Consider the following 18,406-nt stretch of genomic DNA (forward strand, 5'->3'; position numbering starts at 1 on the left):
TTAACCCAGTTTGAGAGGTGATCAGTTCGTGGTTTGAGGTGTTGATGCTGTCACCAGAACTGCTCAGAGAGTCGTTAGACACGTCAAATATTGAATGTTGGGAGTGAGAGTGGGGTAGTGTTCAGATGAGCTGGTTCCATGCGAAACTAAGCGATCTGATCCAGTCGTCGGCTGCCTCTGCTAAAGCGTTACTAAAACAGTTCGAGAAACATATAGTTCGGCGTTTTATTTCTCTGAAGACACGTTCGACGGCATTCCGATTTCCATGTTTTTCGTATCTAAAATCGTAGCCCTTTCGACGACACGCAGTTTGCAACGACTGGGTTCCATCAACAAGAAAAACTGCCTCAGAAACGTCGTGTTTCTTCCCGATCTCAGCGAGAAACGTCTGTGATCTAATCGTGGTTCTGGTTGGTTCAAGTGTTGTGTGGTGCAATTTGTTCGTTTCAGCATCAACTGCGGCATACAGCCAGTACTATTCGTCGTTGAGCTGGATCACGGTCTCATCGACCGCAATGTGATCCGGGTTCTTTCCAGAGGCGGGCTGTAGATCGGCCTTGTGAATCCAGATATGCACGGTTGATTGAGCACGTCGGACACCAAATATATAAGAAAATCGAATAGTATTCGAAAGTGAAAGACCAGACAAATTCAGCTGAATACTAAGTTTCATCAGAAACTCCGGTGTCGCTTCTCGTTCCACAAACTCTAACTCGATTTGGTCGAGACTACCGCTGAGGCGTCCGAATTCTGGCATAGGCACTCAGAAAGCGTGACACCTCACCTTTTAATCCTTATCTGAATACCGCCGTTCTGTTGTGGATGCTTTTTCAAACAACAGGTTATTATAATTAGAATGAGTTTTTCATAGTAACACTAACTCGGAAGGATCGTTCTTCAAACGAGTCTGCATAAAAAAACAACTGTATTAAATCTGTGACAATGGATGGTATTAGATATGACTATAGATCCTGAATTGATAGAAGAATTCGAAAAGGATTTAGATCTGTTTTCTATCGAAGTCGACGGTGTTCCGATATGGGAACGTATCCGATTTAATACGTTCAGGGAAATCAGACGAGTGAACGGGTTTGGCCAAGCGCACACACAGACTGGTAAGGGACTCAAAGAACACCTTCACGGTGCTATCCTCTGGGCAAAGAATGCGATCTACCGCAACCCGTTTATGGCTGATGAACACGACTTCCTTTTTTCGGTCATCAACGACGAAAACTTGAGGATGACGGCTACTGGTGGGATATCTACTGTGACCCAATACATGAGACTGAGGAATTTGATTACATCCATTTTGAGAAACCTTACAATCTGTCACATCGGACACCGACGAAAACGCAAAATATTCGATACTCTGACTTTATTCAGTATACAGGCACGATTCAACGAAAACTGGGACTTCGAAGCCCTTCACTTCCCGAGGATGTGGTTTCACATCTCCATGAAGCTGAGTCGGTCATCAGTCGCCGGTTTGAGGCTGATATCGATCTCGTCATGAAAGCACGACTTGCTTTTCACGTCCGAAATACGATGCTCCCATTATACGAACGTCTGCTAAACCGTATCGATCCCTCGGTTGTCGTGGTGGTGATCGCGTACGGTAACGAGACACTAATTGAGGCGTGTAACCGAAATGGTATACCCACCGTTGAACTTCAACACGGTGTGATTCACGACCATCACTACGGATATTCATACCCTGAAGACGAGACGAAGACTACCTTCCCAGATTATCTCCTTACTTTCGGCGAGTTCTGGAAAGAGAATATCCGGTTCCCGATCCCTGATGATCACGTAATTCCAGTAGGATACCCCTATCTTGAAGGACGGCTTGACGCCTACGATGACGTTGAGTGCACCGACCAGATCTTGTTCATTTCGCAGGGGACGATCGGCCACAGGCTCTCAGAGTTCGCACTGGCGGCCCATGAGGATTCACGTATTCAGCATGATATTGTCTATAAGCTCCATCCTGGCGAGTATGATAGATGGCAAGACGAATACCCACGGCTCGATGGTTGTGATATAAGTGTTATCGATAAATCGGGGCCATCACTGTACCAGCTCTTTGTAGAGTCATCTGTGCAGGTCGGCGTCGGATCGACGGCGGTCTACGAAGGGCTTTGTTTCGATCTGGATACTTTTGTGTTTGATATCAATGGTTCTGAGATACTTCGACCACTTGTTGAAGACGGCGCTGCATCGTTCGTCAGAGGTGTTGACGGACTTGTAGCGAAACTCGGATCTGCGAGTACTAATAGATTTGAACGGGAGTGGTTCTTCAAATCAAATGCCTTGGAGAACATTGTGCGCGTACTTCGGCATATTGAAACAAAATCGAGATCGTAATAGAAATAAAATTTACAATTGGTCTTGATGAGGACTTTCGATAGTACTTAGAATTTTCATGGGTCGCTCGCAAAGCACGTTATTAGTCAGATACAGCTGTCGCGCTGAAAGCGTAGCGGGTAAGGGTTACGCGGTTGCGTCACCGAGTATATTCCCCTTCAAAGTGTTTCGATCGGAGGCTGCTGCCGCGAACCTACTGGACAGGTTCGCTGGCATGGTGGCCTCTACTAACCGCACTGCTGCAGTGAGTCGGTGATTAACTATGACAGGTGCCGACCGTTTCAGATATATTGGCGTAAGAATTGTAGACATACATTCACCGACGAGACCGGCACGATCTTCGCCCACGCGAAGATAGGCTCCGGGACGCTCCTGTTTGTCTTCTACTCATTGCTCCGGCTCAATACAAGTATCCCTCAGTTAGACGCTGAAAGCGACGTTTCGTATCGCTCACTTCGACAGCGCGTCGGGCAGTTCGTTAGAACGCTCGACGTGCCAGTGCTCAACCTGACAGGGCCTGTTGAAATCAATGAGCTCTACATTTTCTGCTGGGCTGAAAAGCCGTGAGCGCGACGGCTGGTCGCGCTCCCGTGGGCTCTCGAAAGACGTGGTCGCCGCAACTATACCAAGGACAAGCACCAGTATTCACTCGTTGATCGCGGTAGCGGTTAGCGATACGTCGTCCCGTCGAAATCCGCTGACGAATCGACCGTGCGACTCCTTCCCGACAACGCGAGGAGGAGTCGCTGACGGTATACACCGACAGATTTCGAGCGTACGACCCACTTGAAGACGATAAGAATTACCAGCGAGAAGCAGTCATTCACAGCGAGGGCGAATACGTCGGATGGAGGTGCCCGCATGAATACCGGGGCGTCTCAAAAGATAAGCTCACGCCGTATCTCAGAGCGTTCCAGCTACGCCGCTGAATCGTGCGTAAACCCATTCGAAAAGCTCTCAGAGAAATCGCCTGAACACGTACTAACTCACCAACAACGTGCTTCCCGTGAGCGTTTATGCGCCCTATCGTAAAGTACAAATCAGAGAGGAACTAATAGGGATTAATATCAATTACAAATGACTGATATATCTTTGTTTATCCCTCGAATGGCTGGTGGTGGTGCAGAAAAAATCATTCTGAAACTATCAAAATCACTTAATGATAGGGGTTATGATGTTGATTTAGTACTTGTAGATCAGAGTGGGGCATATATTGATGAAGTACCTGATGATGTCCATATCGTAGAATTGGACGCATCAAGAACTTTAACAACATTACCAAAACTAGCGTTATATCTAAGACGTACTTCTCCTGATTCACTATTAACGACTCTTAATCATTCTAATCTTATCGCTATTTGGGCAAAGACCCTTTCTAGATCAGTCACTCGTGTCTTGATAAGGCAAGCCAACATTCCGTCAGTAGAAGCCCAAAATACGTGTGGATTGAATATAACGCATATCCTTATGAAGATTTTTTATTCTTGGTCGGATCAAATAATTGCAATATCTGAGTATTGCCGGGAAGATTTAATCGAGAATTACGGTGCCAATCCTGAGAGTACGATAAAAATATATAATCCTGTTGATATCAACGAAATAGATACTCTGAAAAAGGAGAATCTCGAATTTGAAATTAAAAGCCAATATCATATTGTCGCTGCTGGTCGCTTATCACCAGAAAAAGATTTTGAAACTTTGCTTAGATCTTTTTATTTTCTTTCCCGCTCTGTGGACGCGGAACTCACTATTTTGGGGGAAGGGGAGATGGAGGAAAACTTAAAAAAATTATCTAATAAACTAGAAATATCTGGGAGGGTAACATTTACTGGCTTTGTCAGTAACCCATATAAATTTATGCGTAGTGCAGATGTTTTTGTACTTTCGTCTAAATCTGAGGGATTTGGGAACGTACTGATTGAAGCTATGGCTTGTGAGACGCCTGTAGTGTCGACAAATTGTCCTGGTGGGCCATCTGAAATCCTTCAAAATGGAAAATATGGTAAACTTGTTCCTGTAGGCCATCCAAAAGAACTTTATAAGGCAATCAGTAGCATGTTGACTATGCCAACAAACGGTAGTGCACTCCGAAGCCGCGCTGAGGAATTTGATATGAACCATATCGTCGATGAATATGAAGAAATAATCATGAATAGATGTTAATATGAATGTTTTGTACTGGGTGGTTCTGTCCATATTAATTCTATTATGGGGTATTTATTGTGTGTATAATCCAACTAGTGCATTTATAATCGTATTTTCTGGATATATAACTATCCGAGATTGGACTGAAATTGATATTTCTGGCCAGAATGATTTTGTAAGTATATTTGATATTCTATTTTTCATTCTCATATTTGTGAATATTATTAGAATAGTATATAACAAAGAAAAAATTGTTTTTCCAAAAACAAATGGGGTTAATTTAACTATCATCCTGTTTTTTATATCGATTTCTATTTTTCCGGCAGTTGGAATTATTTTCAACCAATACTCTATTTCTTATATCACGCCTACTATTCGATATTTTCAATGGTTTCTTTTCTTTCCTACTGTAATTTATCTATGTGTTTATAAGAATTTATCTTATAAATATATTCTTGGGTCACTCGGGCTTGCAGTAGTGGTTCAGTTAGGATATGGATCTTTACAATATCTTGAATATTTGGATATAATAACTGAACTCCCTCATCATGATATCCTTGCTGATCAGACTGATAGAACTAGGTTTGACGGACGATCGACAGGTTTCTTTGGCAATCCTAACCTATATGGGATATTGATGGCTGTCTGTAGCCTTTGTTTTATACCGCAAATCGGAAAGAATAACGGGAGTTGGCCGTTAATCGCTCTAATACTTGGGATCTTTGGAGTATTACTTTCCGGATCTAGGACTGCTCTTGTTATTCTTATTATTCCTGCTTCCTTTTACATATTGAATTTGTTCCTACAAAGCGAAGGGTTCAATAGTAAACAGATACTGTATCTAACATCTGGAATATTTATTTCAATTGGTGTGTTAGTACCATTTGTCGGTGATCGATTTGTTGAACTACTACTTCTTTTTACAGGTGATTTCAACGAAATTAGCACGTTAGAAGTCAGATTTATGAATTGGGAGAACCAGATTAATTCATATAGACAGAATGGGCCAACTATGGTATTTACAGATATTACAACAGATAGTTATTATTTATCTATCATTAGACAGTCTGGTATATTTGGATTAATTTCTGTGTTGGTGATGTACGTATATATATTAAGAGAGGGGATTCGATCTGTTTCTGTCTCAAGAATCTACTCAGAAGTTTTGATATTGGTTGTTTTAGCAATTTTGTTAGCGAATATTACGATGACTGCAATGGCCTCGATAGATATTCAAGTGATATTTTGGAGTCACGTTGGGTTTTTATTCTATGAAACAAAAATGAGTTCTATGATGAATCCCTGGGATAATAAGAATCGGTTTAAGAATGAAACCTCTTAATTATAAAATGAGCAAAAAAATATCATATATTGCATCCTCGTTTCCTTCTTTTTCGGAAACGTTTGTACAACGAGAAGTGTTAGAATTGACCAAATCGAATTATGATGTATCTATATACTCATTAAAGAATCCAGATAATATATGTTCAGAAATAAATGTTGACGAACCGAATTTTTATAATAATTGTATATATAGCAAAATTATGTCCATATCAGTGGTAAGATCAGTCATAACTGGGTTTTTAATATTTAGGTTATCTCTCGTAATGTCTATTACAGATGTTTTTTGGAATTTACGTCGGTCTCCTATGGAGTTCTTGAAGTTTATTATCATTCTCCCAAAATCAATTCATTATCTAGTTAGAATAAATAAGTCAGATACAGAGCACATACATGCTCATTGGGCTAATATGCCAACGACCATAGCGTATCTAATATCTACATGTGTAGATGATATTTCATATAGCTTCACAGGTCATGCTTGGGATATTCATAGTAACCAAATTGATCAAGAATTTTTGGATATTAAAATTAAACAGGCAGAATATGTTATTACTTGCACCAAATATAATAAGAAATACTTGGATGAATTACAATCAAACGAAACTCCTATCTATATTAATTATCATGGTGTAGTTCCAGATAAATATCACTCAAATAGAAAATCTGAAAAACAGACGTATTTTGTAGCTGGGGGACGTCTTGTCGAAAAAAAGGGATTTAAAGAATTAATACAAGCAGTAAAAATCGCTAAAGAAAAGTATGGATGTGAAATCCCAGTTGTTCTGTTCGGATCTGGGCCCCAAGAAAAAAGTCTAAAGAAACTAAAGCGATCTCATAATCTTGAAAATATAGATATGACTGGGAAAATACCTCATAATGATGTGAAAGAAATCTTATGTAATGCTCAAGTTTTTGTAGCACCTAGTATTGAACCTGACAATGGGGATATTGATGGCATTCCAAACGTTGTTCTAGAAGCTTTTGCATCTACCACCCCAGTTATTGGCTCTGATCTTTCTGGAATCCCAGAAGTTGTTAAACATAACCACACAGGATGGTTGGTTGAACCAAGTAACATTGAAGAATTAGCTGAGGCTCTTGTTAATGCCTGGAGATCACCGGCACTATGTAAGGAACTAGGGAAAATGGGCGAAATAAAATCAAATCAGATTTTAATATCGACCAAAATATTGGTGAATTCATATCAATAATGGATAATGAATTAAATAATTAGCTTCTTTCTTTCGTTAGAGATAATTAACCTAAGCGTGAATATCTGTGCTCATATCTGATGACTCGTTATTTGCAAAAATTGAATACGTATTTGTAGTGTTATCTAATAATGTCTATAGAGATGCCTGTAGTGTCTGCTCTGTTAGTCCTGTTCTCTGTCGGTGGTTTCGCACTACTACATGCGTTTTTAATTTATCCTCTCACTCTGTTTAGTATTAAAAAGGTGACATCCGGTACACAATGTACTCCGACGACAGATCTACCTTCTGTTGGCCTCGTCATCGCAGCATATAATGAAGAAGATATAATCTCTCAGAAGATCGAAAACAGCCTAAAATTAGAATATCCTGCTGACCAACTAAATATCATCGTCTTCTCTGACGCATCAAACGATGCAACTGACGAGATTGTCCGATCCTATGAAGACCAAAATGTAACTCTCGAACGTATAGAGGGTCGAGTCGGTAAGACGGAATGTCAAAACCGTGTCGCCGAACTCATCGATGAAGAAATCCTCGTCTTCTCCGATGCAAACAGTATGTACGAGTCAGACGCTGTGACCGAACTGATTCGATCCTTCACCCCCAGAGTCGGCTGTGTGGTCGGCGAACTCCGCTACCGCGATGGCAGTAATGTTGAAGGAGAATCAGTGTACTGGCAGTATGAGTCTTGGATTAAACGAATGGAGTCTGGAGTCAATTCGCTTATTACTGGAAACGGGTCGATTTACGCGGTACGCGCTGAGTCCTATTATCCTCAGCCAGCGGACGCTATCAGCGACTTCACTGAACCCCTCTCAATTCTTCGAAACGGAGAAACCGTCAAGTACGCACCAACAGCGGTGGCGTGGGAAGACACCGAAGCGAACGTCCAGGACGAATTGAGTCGACGGATCCGAATCATCACCCGAAGCTGGAACAGTATCGTTAGATACTCGGATCTGCTGAATCCATTTTTACACCCAGGTATCGCTTATCAACTGTGGTCACACAAAATTCTCAGATGGCTCTCCCCTGTATTTCTTGTCATCATCGCCGTATCAAACATCGCGCTGGTCGCTCTCACTGACTCGATTCTCTACACCATCCTACTCATCGGACAAGCTGCCTTCTACTCCCTCGCTATTGCCGGATACCTTTCGGAAAAAGACTATCTAAAACATCGAACAATAACGCACGTCCCATTCTACTTCCTTCAGGCCAACTACGCCATGCTTTATGGACTGGTCAACTTCCTTCAGGGATCGAATATCGTCGTGTGGGACACGAGCGATCGAGAATAGTCAAATAGTATCTTTCACCGATACACCAAACATCTCACTCTGTGTCGATCCTGTTGGGGATGATCTCGATTCTATATTTCAACCTTAGATCGTACACTTTCGTACCAGACTGCGAGTAGAGCCTGTAATTCGTGACCCTACGTGGATTATCTCCAAGCCGATATTTAAAATACGATAGTTTCCATGTGTTTAGTTAACCGAGTTCCACCAGACAGCGAACAATTGGCATCATGTTTCTTCGGTTGTTGGATCGACGCGACTGAACCTCTTCCTAAATGATGATATTCGTCGTTCTATTTTTGGAAAGATATCTTCGACAACATTGCGATTTACATGGTGAACAGTCTGAAATAGGAGCCCTATTTGATTCAGTGCAACCGAAAGATGATGTGCGTGATCGACGAGAAACGTTGCCTCAGACACATCTTGTTTTGCACCGCGTTCTGGAAAGGATTTCTATTTCAATGATGTTTTTGTCGTGGTAAACAGCCCGATATGGAGGAATTGTTCGTTGCTGGATTAACGGCCGCGTACAGCCAATAGTGCTGGCCGTTGACCCGGATCACCGTCTCATCCAATGCAATGTGATCCGGACTCGCATCGTTGGCGGGCTGTAGATCTACCTTCTGATTCCAATCGTGAACCTCTTTACGTCACCGTTAGACACCAAACTTCTCAAGTTCTGAGATGGTATTCGAAAGTGACAATCCAGCCAAGCGGCGTCGAATACCAAGCTAGTCGCTATAACCGCTGAGGCGAGTGATTTCCGCCACGACATTCTAAAATTTACTCCGCCTCAGTTTTTAGTCTTAACTAAACACGACTTTATATATAATATTGTCTTTGTCTGTGTACCTGCCGCTCTTTGTATTTGGATCCAATGCACTAGAAGAGTACCCATTTGTTCCGCATGTGTTTCGGATTCGCTAATCGGATTGGAATATATCTAACTCAAATTTGATAATCATCTCCTCTGAAGTAATCGAATCTATGCTTGGTTCCTGGAGTGGCAGAATTGTTTTAGAGTGGATGTATTTACGAACGGCCGATTGATAATTGCATTTCGTTGGTGTGATTCTACTGCGCGAATAGTGTGATATTGACATCAACCCGCGTCGAATCGTGATCTCTTGGGTTCCTACTACAACTGCCGACTTCACGTCTCAAAGTATATTCCTATCAGAGAAACCGCCGGCACAACGTTTCTCTGCAGACAGATTCACAAAGTTAAGGTGACCCTCCTACAAAATCCACATCAGTCCATGACCGTTTTAATAACTGGTGGAGCTGGCTTCATTGGATCTCACCTCGTCGATTATCTCCTCAGGGAGACTGCCCACGAGGTAATCGCACTTGACAATTTCTCGACGGGCAGCGCGTCGAACCTCCGGGATTGTAAGACTGATCGGCTCGAAATCGTGGATGAAGATATTCGAAACGAAGCACTCGTCGCCAACCTCGTCGCTGGCGCAGACATCGTCTATCACCTCGCAGCCGCTGTCGGCGTAAAACGAATTGTCGACAACCCATTGGAGTCCATGCAGACGAATCTTGAAGGGACAGAAAACGTTCTCGAAGCCGCCGCTGACGACGCGACACCCACGTTCATTGCTTCTTCCTCGGAAGTGTACGGTAAATCCGAAGCTATCCCCTTCTCAGAAGACGATGATGTTGTGTACGGATCGACGAGCTCTTCGCGATGGGGATATGCCACCGCCAAAGCCGCCGACGAGTTCCTCGCGTTGGCATACCACACTGAACGCGATCTTCCGGTCGTCATTGGGCGATACTTCAATATCGTTGGGCCGCGACAGACTGGTCAGTACGGCATGGTAATCCCCAGGTTCGTCGAACAGGCACTTGCTGGCGATGATCTCACAGTCTACGGTGATGGTACTCAAACACGCAGCTTCACCCATGTCGAAGACGCCGTTTCAATCACACATGATCTCCTCACAACTTCAAGTACACATGGCGATGTGTTCAATATCGGCGCATCGGATCCCACCTCAATCAACGAACTCGCGGAACGCGTCATCGAACTCACCGACTCTGATTCAGGAATCACTCATATACCCTTTGCAGAGGCATATGACGATGATTTCGAGGAACCCGACGAACGCGAGCCGGATATCTCGAAGCTACGCGATGCTATCGGCAGATCTCCTACTGCCGATCTTGACCGAATCCTGCGCGATGTGATTAATGAACGAACTGATGCGGTGGTTGCCTAATGACCGGCCTAGAACACCGTCTCGCGAACCGCGAGGCGTCTATCGGCGTGATCGGCCTCGGCTACGTCGGGCTCCCACTAAGCCTTGCGTTCGTCGATTCCGGGTTTGATGTGCGAGGCTTCGATATTGATCACGACCGCGTCGAACGTCTCCAAGCCGGAGACAGCTACGTTGACGATGTGAGCGATTCTCACCTCTCAGCGGTGCTTGATGCTGGGTTCACTCCCGCGGTGAATCCTGAGATCATTGCCGACTGTGACGCATACATCATCGCGGTTCCAACTGGTGTGTCAGACGGCGAGCCGGAGATGGATGCCGTGAAAGCCGCTGCCGAGACTGCTGCTGAGCAGGCTGGTGACCGTGAGACGCTTGTGATTGTCTCCAGTACAGTCTATCCCGGGGGACAAGTGAGATAGTTGCCCCACTAATTTCGAAGGATAGGCCGGATGAGTCAACACGGTTTGCGATGGTTCCTGAACGGCTCAACCCCGGCGGCGACCACGCGATTGCGGACATCCCACTCGTGGTGGGTGCGGACGATCCGGCCGCACGCGACGCGGCAGAAACGCTCTTCAGTTCCATCACAGAAACTGTGCCGGTTGCTTCGACCGAAACGGCTGAACTGTCGAAGACTGTTGAGAATACCTATCGGATGGTGAATATCGCACTTGTGAACCAGCTGGTCGCGCTTGCTGAACGGCTTGACGCCGACGTGTGGGAGGCGATCGATGCAGCGGGAACCAAACCCTTCGGATTCCAAGCGTTCGAACCCGGTCCAGGTGTCGGCGGCCACTGTATTCCAATTGATCCACAGTTTCTACTGTGGCGAGCAAACGAACTTGGAACCGAACTTCCGTTCATTGAGCACGCCCACGAGGTGAACGAGGGGATGCCCGAACGCGTCGTTGAGGGAGTGACAACTGCACTCAAAGCCCGCGGCGTCGCTGTTGACGAAGCCTCAGTACTCGCGTTCGGGGCGGCGTACAAACCGAACGTCGGGGATCCGAGACACTCACCAGCGATCGAAGTGTTCGAAGGTCTCTGCCGTCACACCAACGTCACCCTCGTTGATCCACATGTCGATTCCGGAGAGATGACAGTTCCAGTTACGGCTACTGTGAGCGATGAAACGATTGAGATGTCGGACGCGGTCGTCCTGCTTGTCGATCACGATGTGTTCGATCTGGATCGACTTGGCGAGCACGCCTCGTTCGTGTACGACGCAAAGAACGCGATGCCATCAGACACGTCCGCGACTGTGGTGACTCTCGGAGAGAACGTCGAATCGGAACCAGTCGTGATTGGAGGCAACGCCCGTGAGTGAACTTGGCACAGGATGAAACCGTCATCGTAACAGGCGGTGCAGGATTCATCGGTTCGCATCTCGTCGACCGGCTCGTCCTGAACAATGAGGTTCGCGTACTCGACAACTTCAGTACGGGTTCTCATACCAATTTGAATTCAGCGGCTGAAGTCATCGAAACCGATCTTCGAGATGAAGACGCTACGGAGCGGGCTCTCCAAGACGTGGATACTGTGTTCCATCAGGCAGCACAGGTCAGCGTGACCCGATCCGTCGAACAACCACAAGAAAGTTTCTCGAACAATCTGGGTGCGACGCTCAATATCCTTGAAAAAGCCCGAAAAAATGACTTTCGAGTCGTTTTAGCGTCGAGTTGTGCGATCTACGGTGCCCCGGACGAAACGCCTATTGCCGAGTCACATCCAAAAGATCCACGCTCACCCTACGGACTCGAAAAACTGACTGTCGACAGATACGCGCGGCTGTACAATGATCTGTACGATGTCGAGACTGTCGCGTTACGTTATTTCAATGTGTACGGCCCGCGTCAGTCAGGCGGGGATTACAGCGGCGTAATAAGCATCTTCAAAGAACAGGCAGAGAACGGCAAGCCGCTGACCGTCGAAGGCGACGGTGATCAGACACGTGACTTTGTCCACGTCGACGATGTAGTCCGTGCGAACCTCCTTGCGGCAGAGACGAACCATATTGGAGCGGCGTACAATGTAGGTACCGGAACAACGGTTACCATCCGCGAACTTGCGGAACAGATCAGAGATGTTTCCGGATCGGACTCTGAAATCACTCACGTCGAAGGGCGCGAAGGAGATGTCAAAAAAAGCCAAGCCGACATCGGGCGGATCCGGAATCGAATGGGATTCGAACCAAATGTCACTCTCTCTAAAGGATTACGTTCACTGCTCGACTAGTCAGCGAAACATACTGGTGATGTCCTGTAGGACCTTCCAAATCTGACGGAAAACAATCTGAATATCGAATATAAATGACTGTTTCCGAATATATTTGATATCGTAGCGGAGTTTCTCTGCGGGCTCTGTTCCCGTCGCGTCGTTGATCTGTGCTAGTCCTGTCAGCCCAGGCTTGACGAACCATCGTCGACGCCACTCAGAGAGTTGCTCTTGGTAATCCGGTTCGAGTTCCGTGATCGCTGGACGAGGGCCGACGACGCTCATGTCGCCAACGAGAATTGACCACAGTTGTGGAATCTCATCCAGATGTGTCATCCGGAGAAAATCGCCGAGCGGCGTCCGTCGTGCGCCGTCAATATCGAGATCGACTGTCTCGTCAACGGGCTTCAGCGTTCGGAACTTGTACACTGAAAACGTATCTCCGAAGCGGAACGTTCGTTCTTGATCGAACAGGACTGGTCGTTTCCTTCGATCTTGATTGCGATGGCGATGAGTAAGATCACCGGAGACAGAACAAAAAGGGCTGTAGCCGCGAATATGAGATCGAAAATCCGCTTGAATAGGCGATCTTGTGGGTCCCATGGGTCGAGGTCGATATCAACGATTGGTCTGTCACCACTTGTGGAATCGACGAGGAGACTGTCAACGTGGTCGATATGAGTTTTTGCGTTGATCCCGTGTTCATGACAGGTGTGTAATGCCCCGAAGAACTCCGCGCGGTCAGCTTCTTCAAACGCGAGGATCGCTGAATCGACGCTGTGTTCTTCAATGATGTCCTCAAGTCGCGACAGCCCGCCCACGTATCCGTTTTTGAAATCTGGCTGTCCGCCGTCAGTGACGCTGATCGGTTTCTGTAGCTTCGACTCAGTGGATTGGTATGGCGTTGGCGGAGCGACGTATCCCAGCATTGACCCGTCGTACGTTTCAACGATCCGCTTGATCCCGGCCGGATCGTCACCGACGACAATGGTTCGTTGCTTGTCGGCTTCCGGCCGACAGAGCCAAACAAACCATGCCGACAACACGACTAATATGATTGGTGTCGCTATCAGCAATGTCAACCGCGGTATCTTGTATGTATAATCGAAGTACCCGATTGTCGCCAATGCGAAGACAGCAACAAGAGTGCGCTTATGCACCAACGCGATGGTGTCAAGAATTCGACGAGGGTGCGGTTTGTACAACGGGAGAAACGAGCCGAGAAAAATACCGACTGTCAATCCCATTTCGATCAGGAGCTCTCCACCGTTCGGCTGATCAGCGGGTAGCCGTCCGATCACCGGTACTATTGAGACTGCTGTCTGGATCACATCGGTGTTGGCAAGCATCACCGCGAGTGCCGATAGAGTAGTGACACCAAGGACACTTGCGACCCTATACTGCCAGCCATTTCTCATTATGGCTTGATGAAAAGAGTGTGATATTAAACACTCCGTTTTTGTTTCACTGTGCCTGTCGTTTTGATTTCCTCAAAATAATAGTTGAGTGACTACTTCGAGATGTAGCAGCAAATCTGTACAGAAAACAATAAGATATATTCAGTTCCGGTTGATCGCATCCAACATGTTACAGAGGGAAGTAGTATGGAGTTGATTGATGAAGAGGGCAATCTGTTTGGGGCTATCAATATTATTGACGCACTCGCTGTCCTACTCGTTGTTGCCGTATTAGTTGCCGGTGTTGCACTCGTTGTGAGTCAGGGATCATCGCCATCCGATCTGGATTCTGATACCGCAGAAATACAGTATGCAACCGTCTACTTCGGCGGGCAGCCGAACTACCTCGCTGATCGGGTCGCTGTTGGTGACAATATGACTCAAAACGGGAACGAGTCTGTCCTTACTGATCGTCACTTGACAGCTGTCGACGGATCGACTGCCGCACTCACTGGGCGCATCAAGCTCAACGGAACCCACGATATCCGTGTCGGCGATACATTCACGATGGATACTGACGCGTATACTATCGAAGGTACCGTTCATCGGCTGGATGCAACTGATGAGCAGTTGGATCTCACGGAGCGTTCGGTTGAAATGCAGGTTGTAACAGACAACCCTGATACGATCAACGCGATCTCAGAGGGTGTTCCACTGACGGAGCGTAATCCCCGACTTCTCACTGTCCAGCAACTCAAAATACAACCCGACGAGGCAGTCGTCACCAGTGAGGACGGCAACATCTACCGTCGCGATCATCCCACGCGCAAGGACATCCGAATGATTGTTGACATCCAGACGATAGAGACGACTTCAGGGGCGGCCTTCCGCGGCCAGCCGCTCCGTGTCGGTCGCACAATCGACCTTGACCTTGGAACGACCGCCGTTTCCGGTTCAGTAACTGAAATCGATTCGGAGTAACATATGTCGCCTTCGATTCGGAACGATTCGATTGTCGTTGCTGTGGTGCTTCGATTCATCGCGACCCTCAGAACAGCTGCACGACACTCGACGCTGTATACCACCATTGAATGGCTTTCACGGCTTTATTCGTATTCCGAACAGCAAGCTGTAGTCTCACGATTTCGACATACACTTGAAGGATCGATGGTCGTCAGTCATTTCCATACGATACGAGAGCAATTCACAACTGCGCTCACGCACGCTCAGCTCACCGCATTCGGCCGCTGGCTTCAGACAGCAACAACTTCCTCGCTGTTGTACCGCTGGCTTACAGCTGAACCTGATCCCGAGGTCATCGTTATCGATCTCCGTGAGACGTGGACTGTCGGCCCACTGATCCGGCTGCTTGACCGACTTTTCGAGTCGGCCGTACCCCTGATACGGACGTCGGGATCGGCTCAGGTTTTTGATACGATCCGTAACCGCTTCCAGCGGCGTCCAATACGACTCCTGAGTCTTTGGGGAGTAGTCGGTACTGTGGGACTCTTGATCGTCATTGTCCTAACCGGCACTGCATCACTCAACGCAACCGCCGGATTAGTTGTGGGTATTGCTCTCTTCGGGCTTGGCACCCGATCACGAATGACGCTCGTCGACCTCAAAACAAGCACTCTCGGACAACTACTGATTACAGCCTTTGAGCCACCAGCACCGCCTGATGATGCTGGTTCTCACACCACGGATACTGATGACCAACCGTCTGTAACTGACGGAGACGAGTAAATTTCCTGTCTACTCCGTCACATCACGACAGTAATGATCCCGCCTCCGACGATTGCAACACCACCGAGTCCGAAACAGATCCCCCAAAACGGGACTCGATCAACGATTCGCAGTAGAATATCGATTGTGCCGTACCCGACAATCCCGCTTGTCACCAGCGCGATAGCGGCGGTCGGCGGACTAATCCCCGGGATACCGCCAGCATCAAGAAGCGTCAGTACAGCCGCACCGATACTCGCCGGAATCGATAAGAGAAACGCGAGCGTGAACGCCGTTGTGGGTTCGTAGCTCCGAAATAGAAGCGTGCTTGTCGTCATCCCGGATCGCGAAATCCCGGGAAGGATCGCTATCCCCTGTGCTGCACCGACGAGACAGGCATCGAGAAACGTCGGCTCCTGTTTTGAACCGCTCGGTTCCGACTCAGTCCTGAGTTGGAGAAGTCCAGTTATAATCAGCAGAACCCCGATAACGGAAATAAAGATACCCCCGGTAAGGTCTCCAGCGATATCGACAGCGAACACGTACAACGGAATTCCGATGAGTCCTGTTGCAACCGATGCCACCAAGAGGTACGATACGAGTGCGTTTTCCGGTTCGAATGCTGCTTCCGGTTGCCACGATGGAATTCTTCGCAACGCTGCTGCGAGTTCATCACGATAGTAGCTCACTGCTGAAATCGTCGTCCCTAGTTGGAGGAACAGTGCAAGTTGAAGTGCAACCTCAGGGTTCGTCCCGATAGCTGTCAAAAACAGCGAAAGATTCCCTTGGCTTGACACTGGGAGCCACTCGACGATGCCCTGTACCATCCCAGCTAAGACTGCGATTATAGGTTCTGTTGTGGCCACTGGTCGACTATTCAGACAATCTTGGCTAATACGTGTCGATTTATGATTCTGATCGGTCAAAACTGGGACCACGACAGTTCGTCGTCATCTACCAACAGTTATTGATTTGAATCGAAGCAATGATCAATACCGATACGGAGATTCAATCATGCACGATAAACGCGTTCTCGTCACCGGCGGTGCGGGATTTATTGGCTCGAACCTCGCTAACCACCTCGCCGCGGATAACGACGTAATCGCTATCGACGACACCTATCTTGGCACGCCGGAAAACCTCACTGACGATGTTGAGTTTGTCGAGGTGTCCGTCCTTGACGGTGATTTGCCGGCAGATGTCGACGTGCTGTTTCATCTTGCGGCACTCTCATCGCGGAACATGCACGAGGAGAACCCACAGCGCGGCTGTCGCGTCAATGTCGAGGGGTTCGTCAACACGGTCGAACAGGTTCAAGCCAATGGCTGTGACACCGTCGTCTACGCCTCGACATCCTCTATCTACGGCAGTCGGACGGAACCCTCACCGGAGAGCATGGAGGTCGAATCCCAGACAGCCTACGAAGCCTCGAAACTCGCCCGCGAACGCTACGCCGAGTACTACGCCACCCACCACGACATGAACATGGCTGGCCTGCGCTTCTTCTCGGTGTATCAGGGCTTCGGCGGCAACGAGGCACATAAAGGCGAGTACGCCAACACAGTCGCGCAGTTCGCCGACGCCATCGCCAACGGCGAGGCCCCGGAACTGTTCGGTAACGGCAACCAGACACGGGATTTCACACACGTCAGCGACGTGGCTCGTGCCTGCGAACTCGCCGCCGACCACGAACTAACGGGTGTCTACAACGTCGGTACCGAAAATCCCTACAGCTTCAACGAGATGGTCGCAATGATCAACGACACGCTCGGGACCGACATCGACCCCGAATACATCGAGTGCCCGTTCGACGGCTACGTCCACGATACCTGTGCGGACATCTCGAAGTTCCACGAAGCGACCGGTTGGGAGCCACAGATCGATTTCGAAGAAGGAATCGAACTCGTGTGTGAACCCTACCTCGCTGACAACGCCCTTTGACGGGGCTGTGTTGTCACCAGAACGGTTTTTCCAAGCCTGCGACAGCATTCTCCATGCAGACTGTCGTCCTTGCGGTCGGTAAGACAACCGGATGCGACCTTTCACCGTCGCCAGATCGAAACCGATGCTGCTCGTCGTTAGGCGGTCACGCGGTTGAGAGAAAAACAGTGTACTGATGAGTGCTGCTACGGTCGATCACCTCTCGTATGTCGGCGACATCATTCTCGGCAAGGACGTCAACTTCGGTGCTGACACGACGGTCACCAACCTCAGACACGACGGCGAAGCAGTCGAACTGACCGTCGGGGGCGACCGGGTTTCGACGGGCCGCTGGAGGTTCGGCGTTGTCGTCGGCGACGGACGAAACCCGGAATCAACATCAGCCTTAACGCCGTCATCGTGTTGTGCAGCGAGATGACGACCTCGCCGGGCGAAGTACTCAATCGCGATCGTTGGGACTGATCGGATTTGTTTCTCGCCGACCATCGCTTAGGCCAGTCGCTCCCAGCGTTGGCGATAACAAAGCATTC

Annotated in this window: 14 protein-coding genes and 4 pseudogenes; 13 read left to right on the forward strand and 5 right to left on the reverse strand. The window is 47.7% G+C overall.

Annotated features, from left to right (window positions below; translation table 11 throughout):
- Positions 1-121: 121 nt before the first annotated feature.
- Positions 122-757 (reverse strand): annotated as a pseudogene (locus tag ACFQJB_RS01515) (IS6 family transposase).
- A 683-nt stretch (positions 758-1,440) separates the two neighbouring features.
- On the opposite strand from ACFQJB_RS01515, the gene ACFQJB_RS01520 reads away from it, so the two are divergent.
- The 6 genes and pseudogenes from ACFQJB_RS01520 to ACFQJB_RS01545 all read left to right on the forward strand — a co-directional run bounded on the left by ACFQJB_RS01520 (position 1,441) and on the right by ACFQJB_RS01545 (position 8,368).
- The gene (locus tag ACFQJB_RS01520; protein WP_379723128.1) at positions 1,441-2,364 is read left to right on the forward strand and encodes a hypothetical protein; all 924 of its coding nucleotides are present in this window, start codon (positions 1,441-1,443) and stop codon (positions 2,362-2,364) included.
- Between the two features lie 148 nt (positions 2,365-2,512).
- Positions 2,513-3,293 (forward strand): annotated as a pseudogene (locus ACFQJB_RS01525) (IS1595 family transposase).
- A gap of 148 nt (positions 3,294-3,441) precedes the next feature.
- On the forward strand, positions 3,442-4,527 hold the full coding sequence (locus ACFQJB_RS01530; RefSeq protein ID WP_379723131.1) for a glycosyltransferase: 1,086 nt from the start codon (positions 3,442-3,444) through the stop codon (positions 4,525-4,527).
- Between the two features lie 61 nt (positions 4,528-4,588).
- Complete coding sequence (locus ACFQJB_RS01535; protein WP_379723134.1) at positions 4,589-5,851, forward strand: O-antigen ligase family protein; 1,263 nt, start codon at positions 4,589-4,591, stop codon at positions 5,849-5,851.
- Positions 5,852-6,158: 307 nt separating this feature from the next.
- Positions 6,159-7,064: a glycosyltransferase family 4 protein gene (locus ACFQJB_RS01540; protein ID WP_379723137.1), complete on the forward strand. Its 906-nt coding sequence runs from the start codon at positions 6,159-6,161 to the stop codon at positions 7,062-7,064.
- Positions 7,065-7,195: 131 nt separating this feature from the next.
- The gene (locus ACFQJB_RS01545; protein ID WP_379723140.1) at positions 7,196-8,368 is read left to right on the forward strand and encodes a glycosyltransferase family 2 protein; all 1,173 of its coding nucleotides are present in this window, start codon (positions 7,196-7,198) and stop codon (positions 8,366-8,368) included.
- A gap of 228 nt (positions 8,369-8,596) precedes the next feature.
- Here the strand turns inward: ACFQJB_RS01545 and ACFQJB_RS01550 are convergent.
- Positions 8,597-9,102 (reverse strand): annotated as a pseudogene (locus ACFQJB_RS01550) (IS6 family transposase); the annotation flags it as partial.
- 498 nt (positions 9,103-9,600) lie between these two features.
- Here ACFQJB_RS01550 and ACFQJB_RS01555 point away from each other — a divergent pair.
- From ACFQJB_RS01555 to ACFQJB_RS01570, 4 genes are read left to right on the forward strand one after another with little or no spacing between them, the layout of a single operon-like run.
- A complete protein-coding gene (locus ACFQJB_RS01555; protein ID WP_379723143.1) occupies positions 9,601-10,602 on the forward strand; it encodes an NAD-dependent epimerase/dehydratase family protein in 1,002 nt (333 codons plus the stop codon).
- Positions 10,602-11,018, forward strand: coding sequence for an NAD(P)-binding domain-containing protein (locus ACFQJB_RS01560; protein WP_379723146.1), 417 nt, complete (start codon positions 10,602-10,604; stop codon positions 11,016-11,018). Before ACFQJB_RS01555 ends, ACFQJB_RS01560 begins: the two co-directional genes overlap by 1 nt.
- An 11-nt stretch (positions 11,019-11,029) precedes the next feature.
- The gene (locus tag ACFQJB_RS01565) at positions 11,030-11,926 is read left to right on the forward strand and encodes a nucleotide sugar dehydrogenase (RefSeq protein WP_379727922.1); all 897 of its coding nucleotides are present in this window, start codon (positions 11,030-11,032) and stop codon (positions 11,924-11,926) included.
- A gap of 2 nt (positions 11,927-11,928) precedes the next feature.
- Positions 11,929-12,834: an NAD-dependent epimerase/dehydratase family protein gene (locus ACFQJB_RS01570; RefSeq protein ID WP_379723149.1), complete on the forward strand. Its 906-nt coding sequence runs from the start codon at positions 11,929-11,931 to the stop codon at positions 12,832-12,834.
- On the opposite strand, the gene ACFQJB_RS01575 is transcribed toward ACFQJB_RS01570, so the two are convergent.
- Together ACFQJB_RS01575 and ACFQJB_RS01580 are read right to left on the reverse strand one after the other, a co-directional pair.
- Entirely contained in the window at positions 12,835-13,242 is a 408-nt protein-coding gene (locus tag ACFQJB_RS01575) for a sugar transferase (protein WP_379723152.1), read from the reverse strand. It lies immediately after the preceding gene.
- Entirely contained in the window at positions 13,221-13,889 is a 669-nt protein-coding gene (locus ACFQJB_RS01580; protein WP_379723155.1) for a hypothetical protein, read from the reverse strand. Before ACFQJB_RS01580 ends, ACFQJB_RS01575 begins: the two co-directional genes overlap by 22 nt.
- A gap of 528 nt (positions 13,890-14,417) precedes the next feature.
- Here ACFQJB_RS01580 and ACFQJB_RS01585 point away from each other — a divergent pair.
- On the forward strand, positions 14,418-15,191 hold the full coding sequence (locus ACFQJB_RS01585; RefSeq protein WP_379723158.1) for a DUF4330 family protein: 774 nt from the start codon (positions 14,418-14,420) through the stop codon (positions 15,189-15,191).
- A gap of 782 nt (positions 15,192-15,973) precedes the next feature.
- On the opposite strand, the gene ACFQJB_RS01590 is transcribed toward ACFQJB_RS01585, so the two are convergent.
- Positions 15,974-16,801, reverse strand: coding sequence for an undecaprenyl-diphosphate phosphatase (locus ACFQJB_RS01590; RefSeq protein ID WP_379723161.1), 828 nt, complete (start codon positions 16,799-16,801; stop codon positions 15,974-15,976).
- Positions 16,802-16,949: 148 nt separating this feature from the next.
- Here ACFQJB_RS01590 and ACFQJB_RS01595 point away from each other — a divergent pair, with 148 nt between their 5' ends.
- Positions 16,950-17,876: an NAD-dependent epimerase/dehydratase family protein gene (locus tag ACFQJB_RS01595; protein WP_379723164.1), complete on the forward strand. Its 927-nt coding sequence runs from the start codon at positions 16,950-16,952 to the stop codon at positions 17,874-17,876.
- Between the two features lie 160 nt (positions 17,877-18,036).
- Positions 18,037-18,338: pseudogene (locus ACFQJB_RS01600) on the forward strand (glucose-1-phosphate thymidylyltransferase); the annotation flags it as partial.
- Between the last annotated feature and the right edge of the window lie 68 nt (positions 18,339-18,406).

Source organism: Halonotius sp. GCM10025705 (assembly GCF_042662885.1).
GTDB classification, from domain to species: Archaea; Halobacteriota; Halobacteria; order Halobacteriales; family Haloferacaceae; genus Halonotius; species Halonotius aquaticus.

What these genes read in the sequence shown, in the direction of transcription:
- ACFQJB_RS01545 (WP_379723140.1), top strand. Translation starts at nt 7,196, where the DNA reads ATGTCTATAGAGATGCCTGTAGTGTCTGCTCTGTTAGTCCTGTTCTCT.
- ACFQJB_RS01530 (WP_379723131.1), top strand. Translation starts at nt 3,442, where the DNA reads ATGACTGATATATCTTTGTTTATCCCTCGAATGGCTGGTGGTGGTGCA.
- ACFQJB_RS01560 (WP_379723146.1), top strand. Translation starts at nt 10,602, where the DNA reads ATGACCGGCCTAGAACACCGTCTCGCGAACCGCGAGGCGTCTATCGGC.
- ACFQJB_RS01540 (WP_379723137.1), top strand. Translation starts at nt 6,159, where the DNA reads ATGGAGTTCTTGAAGTTTATTATCATTCTCCCAAAATCAATTCATTAT.
- ACFQJB_RS01595 (WP_379723164.1), top strand. Translation starts at nt 16,950, where the DNA reads ATGCACGATAAACGCGTTCTCGTCACCGGCGGTGCGGGATTTATTGGC.
- ACFQJB_RS01585 (WP_379723158.1), top strand. Translation starts at nt 14,418, where the DNA reads ATGGAGTTGATTGATGAAGAGGGCAATCTGTTTGGGGCTATCAATATT.